Below are 1,028 nucleotides of genomic sequence, written 5' to 3' on the forward strand. Positions count from 1 at the left end.
GTGGGCCGCCAGGGGCTCGAACCCTGAACCCAGAGATTAAAAGAACCTTGGCATACCTACCGGAACATGCCGGTCCGTACCAGGGAATGCCCGAACGTGCAGGCTGCGGCAATTACGGATGCCCGCGAGTATCGGACGCTGTCGGCCAGGTTCGCAGCGTCCGCACCCAGAATGAGCCCACAGCACCCATCGTTTCTTCGGATAACGGGCGATTACGTTTGTCACCCACAGTATTCGGTGAATCCCAGCAATGCGACGCCGATCGGGCGAATGGCGGTGCGGGTGGCGCGAACGGCGGGCCGGGGCCGCGCCGCCCGCCCGGCGGTGTCGGCGCGCCCCGCTCTCTCCCGGCGCCGACGGCGCGAAGCGGTCGCCGACGCGCGGCGACGCCCCGGCCGGCATCGAGTGGCTATAGCAGCTTCCGCAACTCGTCGGCGGTCATGCCGATGATGGACAGGATGTTGCGCAAGGTTCCTTTGGGCACGTCCTTGCCTGCGTGAACGGGTATGATCACCGTACGGCCGTCGGGATGGCGCATGACGTGATGGCTGCCACTGACTCTCGTAACGATGAATCCGGCGCGTTCGAGTGCCTTGACCACTTTCGCCCCTGGTACTACCGGGACGGTGGCGGGCATCAGGCGACGTCGAGGGTCAGGGTCAGCTCGTCCGGCGGACCGATCTCGGCGAGCAGGACCTCCAGTGCCTCCCGCAGGTCGGCGATCGCGGCTTCCTGGGTCAGGCCGTCGCCGACCGCGCCGACGCCTGGGCGGAGCTGGGCGGACGCGCACCAGACGCCGTCCTCGTCCTGGTCGATGGCGTAAGGCACATGAACAACGCGGGTCACGATCGCCATTTTCGCATGTCGCGGTCGATGACGCCGCGAGGAGACCGAGCAGGGGCTGTATGTCCTGCCCCGGAAGCACCACCAGCTCTATCCCGGGTGATGAGGCGTCGCAGGTCATCCGCAAGGTCATCGAGGAGCAGGGCGAGTTCGGCGAGATCAAGATCACCGATGCGGGCGTGTAG

Annotated in this window: 3 protein-coding genes; 1 reads left to right on the plus strand and 2 read right to left on the minus strand. The window is 66.4% G+C overall.

Annotated elements, in window-relative coordinates:
- Window positions 1–409 precede the first annotated feature (409 nt).
- Together MJ797_RS26860 and MJ797_RS26865 are read right to left on the minus strand one after the other, a co-directional pair.
- Window positions 410–637 (minus strand): type II toxin-antitoxin system HicA family toxin, encoded by a 228-nt coding sequence (locus MJ797_RS26860; RefSeq protein WP_239313178.1) that lies wholly within the window; start codon window positions 635–637, stop codon window positions 410–412.
- A complete protein-coding gene (locus tag MJ797_RS26865; protein WP_239313179.1) occupies window positions 637–846 on the minus strand; it encodes a hypothetical protein in 210 nt (69 codons plus the stop codon). Before MJ797_RS26865 ends, MJ797_RS26860 begins: the two co-directional genes overlap by 1 nt.
- 59 nt (window positions 847–905) lie before the next feature.
- On the opposite strand from MJ797_RS26865, the gene MJ797_RS27150 reads away from it, so the two are divergent.
- The gene (locus MJ797_RS27150; RefSeq protein ID WP_255724130.1) at window positions 906–1,028 is read left to right on the plus strand and encodes a hypothetical protein; all 123 of its coding nucleotides are present in this window, start codon (window positions 906–908) and stop codon (window positions 1,026–1,028) included.

The organism is Protofrankia sp. CiP3 (assembly GCF_917627345.1).
Lineage (GTDB): Bacteria > Actinomycetota > Actinomycetes > Frankiales > Frankiaceae > Protofrankia.